A 5,100-nucleotide genomic window follows, 5' to 3' on the forward strand; every position below is an offset into this window, starting at 1 on the left:
GCTTCTAACAATGGTAAATTTATCTTAAAATATACTCATCACTGATGAACAGTGTTCAATAAGATGCGTTCCCCCTGTGTCCGCCTCCGCGGACTGAAGAAAACAATCTCATTTTAACCCCTCATTTTTCAACCCGCGCACCATCCGGGTTTTGTTTTTATAGACGCGGTTTCAACCGCCCGGTCTTTTAGAATTTTATCGTGTCCAAGCCAGCCATTTATTGAACAGATTTTTCACAAACGGAGTCAAACGAGTGCGATTGTAAGCATCTCCCGCTTTCCGAATTGCTTCGGCTTGCGTTGGATAGGGGTGAATTGTGCTAGCAATCTTTCCTAAACCAATATTGTTAACCATTGCCAAAGTAATCTCGCTGATCATCTCCCCGGCGTGTTGTGCGACAATAGTTGCACCTAATATTTTGTCGCTGCCTTTCTTGACGTGAATTTTCACAAAACCCTCGTCTTCACCGTCAAGAATTGCCCGATCGACTTGACTGAAAGGAATTAAAAATGTATCGATACTAATGTCTTTAGCTTTGGCTTCAGCTTCGCCAATTCCGACGTGGGCAATTTCCGGGCTAGTATATGTACACCAAGGTATCGTCAAATCGCTGAGCTTTTTGCGCCCAAAAAACAGAGTGTTTTGAATCACCATTCTCGCTGCAAAATCAGCAGCGTGGGTAAATTTATATTTCATGCAAATGTCGCCGGCGGCATAAATGCGGGGATTAGTAGTTTGTAAGTTGTCGTTGACAAATACGCCTTTTTGTGTGTCGTATTCAACGCCTACAGTTTCTAGGTTCAATCCTTCCACGTTGGGCGATCGCCCCACACTCACAATAATCTCATCTACGGTGACAGATGCTTCTTTACCTTGAGATTGATAATAAATGACTTTGCCTGCATTTGTTTGCTCAACGCGCTCTATTTTGGATTCCAGAACTAGCTGAATGCCTTCTCTGACAAAAGTCTGCTGCACAATTTCGGCTGCATCCGCATCTTCCTTGTCCAAAATGTGAGCATTTTTGTGTAACAACACGACTTCTGAACCCAAGCGCCGAAAGACTTGAGCTAATTCGCAGCCGATCGCACCAGCGCCAATTACGGCCAAACGCTGAGGCTTTTCTGTTAGGTTAAATACAGTTTCATTTGTTAGATATCCAGCTTCCTGTAAGCCGGGAATTTGTGGTTGTCGCGCCCTTGCACCTGTGGCAATTACTGCTTTTTTAAAGCGCAGAGTTTGACCTGCCACTTCTATGGTAGAATTGCTAGTAAAACTACCGGAACCTAAGAAAACATCGACTCCTAATTTGTGCTGGTAGCGATCTACCGAATCAACATCGCTGATTCCGGATCTAATGCGGCGCATCCGTTCCATGACTGCGGGAAAATCCACTTCTGGAGTGTTAGAAACATTAACCCCAAATTTACTCGCATTCCAGATATCGCCGACAGTGCGCGAGGATCGAATTAAAGCTTTTGAAGGTACGCAACCGACATTCAAACAATCGCCGCCCATCAAATGTTTTTCAATTAAAGCAACTTTTGCACCCAAACCAGCCGCCCCCGCCGCCACAATTAATCCGGCGGGCCCCGCGCCAATTACTACTAAGTTGTAACGGCTAGCTGGCTGGGGATTTACCCAATCGGAGGGATGCAAATAAGAGACTAATTTTTGGTTGTATTCGTCCATCGGGGGGACTGTTACGCGATCGACTTTTGACTGCGACACGAGCAAATTCTCCTAATTAAATAGTTTCATCCAAAGCTTGGCGAGCAATCTTAGTTATATATAAAGTTACTGCGACAGCAGCAGTAAAACCAATTAGATTTATCGACCATTTTACAGCTTCTGCTTGGGGATTTGTCGGTACAGTTACCGTACCAATTGCAGCAATATCTCCTATCAATGAACCAGAATAAACGTACATCAAAGTTCCCGGAATCATCCCGAAGGAACCTAACACGTAATCTTTTAAAGAAACCTGGGTAATTCCCAAGGCGTAATTCAATAAATTGAACGGAAATAAAGGGCAGAGACGGGTTAAAAAGACTATTTTTAATCCTGATTTAGCAACGGCGCGATCGAGGGCTTTGAACTTTGGGTGAGCTTCCATGTATTTTACCACGCGATCGCGCGACAAATATCGCCCGATCGCAAAAGCAAAGGTAGCCCCTAAAGTTGCTGCGACAAACACGTAGATGGAGCCCCACCACAGGCCAAACAGCACCCCGCCTCCGAGGGTGAGCGCGGAACCAGGTACAAACAGTATAGTAGCTAAGTTGTAGGTAGCGATGAAAGCGACTGGGCCCCAAATGCCTAAATGCTGGATTTGGCTTAAAACAGTTCTTAAAAGTTGTTGAACGTAGGGAGATTTAGTTGCTACAATTAAGATGGGGATGCAAAGGGCGATCGACAAAAACAACAATTTGCGCTTAAAAGTTTCATTAATATAATTTTGATTTGGTTCTTGTGGCATAATTCACCCTTAAATAGATACCATAGGACTAAGGCAAACAATGTTGAAACGCGATCGTTTTACCCGTAAGGTGCGCGGCCCATTCATAATATCGCGTCCGCTAGATTATCATAGCACAAACAGTTCGTAGCGCGGACTTTAGTCCGTTCTTAGGCAGTTGGTAGCACGGACTTTAGTCCGTTTTTAGGCAGTTCGTAGCGCGGACTTTAGTCCGTTCTTAGGCTGCGGACTGAAGTCCGCACTACGAACCTTGTTTATTTATGTTAATCTACCGGACAGGATATAAGTCATATTATTTTTTGACTTTAATACAAAATAAATTAGCCATGACAGCAAAAACCGAACTTCCAATACCTGAATATTTTGATACCAAAAAAATTAGCGAAGTCTGGCGCGTTCCCTATCAAGAACGCGCGCGTGAAGCTAAAGCATGGGCTGATAAATACAGCATTCAGCCCGCTGTTACAGACAAAAAACAAATTTGTTTGCTGATAATTGACGCTCAAAATACCTTTTGTTTGCCAGAATTTGAACTATTTGTAGGCGGGCGTTCTGGTAGCGGCGCTGTTGATGATAACCTGCGGCTGTGCAAATTTATTTATCGCAATTTAAACTCAATTACCACCATTGCACCGACAATGGACACCCACACCGCTATGCAAATTTTTCATCCAATTTTTTGGATAAATGATGCAGGCGAACATCCCCTCCCAGCCGCCACATTAATTACGCTGGAAGATGTGCAGCAAGGCATCTGGAAAGTCAACCCAGCAGTCGCTGACAGCATTGCGGGAGGGAATTATTCGGCACTGCAAAAACACGCTCTTCACTACGTGCAGAAACTCAGCAATGATGGCAAATATCCCTTGACAATTTGGCCTTATCATTCAATGTTGGGCGGCATCGGACACGCCCTGGTTTCCGCTGTGGAAGAAGCGATATTTTTTCATAGTATGGCGCGCAATAGTCAAGCACTTTTTGAGATTAAAGGCGGCAATCCCTTAACTGAAAACTATTCGGTTTTGCGGCCGGAAGTCTTGGATGGGCCCGATGGGGTTTCTATTGCTGAAAAAAATGCTAAGTTTATTGATAAGTTGCTCGGTTTTGATGCGGTAATTATTGCGGGACAAGCGAAGAGTCATTGCGTTGCTTGGACGATTGATGATTTGTTGACGGAAATTTTGGCGCGAGATGTGCAGTTAGCTAAGAAAGTTTATTTGTTGGAAGATTGCACTTCGCCGGTGGTTGTTCCGGGTGTTGTTGATTTTACGGAAGCAGCAGATGCGGCTTTTTTAAGATTCGCAGGGGCGGGGATGAATGTGGTTCAATCTACTCAGTCAATTGATACTTGGCTAGATATTTCTAATTCCTAGGGTGCGCCGAAGAATACCTCACACAAAATCCCTTGGGTGCGGAATGGACACCTTACACCAAATGCGTTGTTAGCTTCTTTGTGAGGTACAATAAAGATAAGTTAACAAGAAGCTTTAACTATGACTTCAGTATCCAATGAGCCATCGGCTATTATCCGTACAGAGCGTGGATTGACGATCGCAGGTACGCGCATCACTCTTTACGATGTGATGGATTATGTAACCGCGCAATATCCGCCTCAATTTATTCGTTCCTTGTTTGATTTAACAGAGGAGCAAATTAATGCAGCCCTCTTCTACATAGATACACATTGGGCCGAAGTTGACGCATAATAGCAAGTTGTCCTCAAGGAAAGTGAGGAACTTCGACAATATTACCAAGAGGAAAATCGCGAGTTCTTTGCCCGCATTGCCACTCTGCCACGACCAGGGTTGGAAGCCGCCTGGGAAAAACTTCCAGCATCGAAGGCACGTCACCAAATCCACTCATGATTTTTTGGTTAAATGTAGTTAAATCAATAATTTCTAGTCAGCCTTAAGTTTGTTCTCCAAATCCTCAATCTCCCGATCGAGTTGCGTTCTTTCTAATTCGGCTTTCTCAATTTGCTTTTTTAACTCAAACTTTTGAGCAGTTTCGGATGCGATCGCTGAATTTTCTCGTAAAACAGCTATCTTTTCACTTAACACATCATACTGCTTCTGGAGGCTATCGAGTTGTTGTTGGATACGCTGATGTTTTCTTGCTGTGACAGTTTCTTTACTTACTCGCTCAGGATTTGTCTTCTGTTTAGTCTCGATGCCTAAGATGTCTAACCATTCTTCGGTAGTTATAGGATTTTCAACTGCTTCAACAGCAAGAGGATTGATCACATTTTCGACAAGCAGGTGCTTCTCGGCTAACTTCTTCTTAATACGTTTCTCAATGGTATCTTTCATCCAAAAACTGTACACTGTCAGATGCTTTGTTTGTCCAATTCGGTGTGCACGATCTTCCGCATTCTGCATTTGTGCAGGATTCCAGGGATGATCGAAATGAATTACATAGGAAGCTTCTGTCAAAGTCACGCCGAAACCCACCGACTTAATTGTAGCGAGGAAAACATTGACATCTGGCTTATTGCGAAAATCACTTATCACTTGATTGCGTTCCCGATCAGACATTCCACCTTTAGGCGTTGCTGAGTTAGAGTATGAATAGGAGGAATAATTTATGCAATGCCCAGAATGTAAATCAACCCATATCCGTAA

Annotated in this window: 6 protein-coding genes; 2 read left to right on the top strand and 4 right to left on the bottom strand. The window is 43.7% G+C overall.

The annotated features are described in order from the left end of the window. Positions 1-195: 195 nt before the first annotated feature. The gene (locus QUB52_RS28520; RefSeq protein ID WP_332975112.1) at positions 196-1,731 is read right to left on the bottom strand and encodes a mercuric reductase; all 1,536 of its coding nucleotides are present in this window, start codon (positions 1,729-1,731) and stop codon (positions 196-198) included. A gap of 16 nt (positions 1,732-1,747) precedes the next feature. Further along, a complete protein-coding gene (locus QUB52_RS28525) occupies positions 1,748-2,479 on the bottom strand; it encodes a TVP38/TMEM64 family protein (protein ID WP_332975114.1) in 732 nt (243 codons plus the stop codon). 326 nt (positions 2,480-2,805) lie between these two features. Here QUB52_RS28525 and QUB52_RS28530 point away from each other — a divergent pair, with 326 nt between their 5' ends. Both QUB52_RS28530 and QUB52_RS28535 read left to right on the top strand, forming a co-directional pair. After that, positions 2,806-3,852, top strand: a complete 1,047-nt coding sequence (locus QUB52_RS28530) for an isochorismatase (protein WP_332975115.1) — start codon at positions 2,806-2,808, stop codon at positions 3,850-3,852. A 120-nt stretch (positions 3,853-3,972) separates the two neighbouring features. Further along, on the top strand, positions 3,973-4,185 hold the full coding sequence (locus tag QUB52_RS28535; protein WP_332975116.1) for a DUF433 domain-containing protein: 213 nt from the start codon (positions 3,973-3,975) through the stop codon (positions 4,183-4,185). Positions 4,186-4,198: 13 nt separating this feature from the next. On the opposite strand, the gene QUB52_RS28540 is transcribed toward QUB52_RS28535, so the two are convergent. Both QUB52_RS28540 and QUB52_RS28545 read right to left on the bottom strand, forming a co-directional pair. Then, complete coding sequence (locus QUB52_RS28540) at positions 4,199-4,342, bottom strand: hypothetical protein (protein WP_332967487.1); 144 nt, start codon at positions 4,340-4,342, stop codon at positions 4,199-4,201. Positions 4,343-4,377: 35 nt separating this feature from the next. Continuing rightward, on the bottom strand, positions 4,378-5,100 hold a 723-nt coding region (locus tag QUB52_RS28545; protein ID WP_332976330.1), incomplete at its 5' end, for a helicase-related protein.

The sequence above is a fragment of the Microcoleus sp. A6-C6 genome, assembly GCF_036705955.1.
Lineage (GTDB): Bacteria > Cyanobacteriota > Cyanobacteriia > Cyanobacteriales > Microcoleaceae > Microcoleus.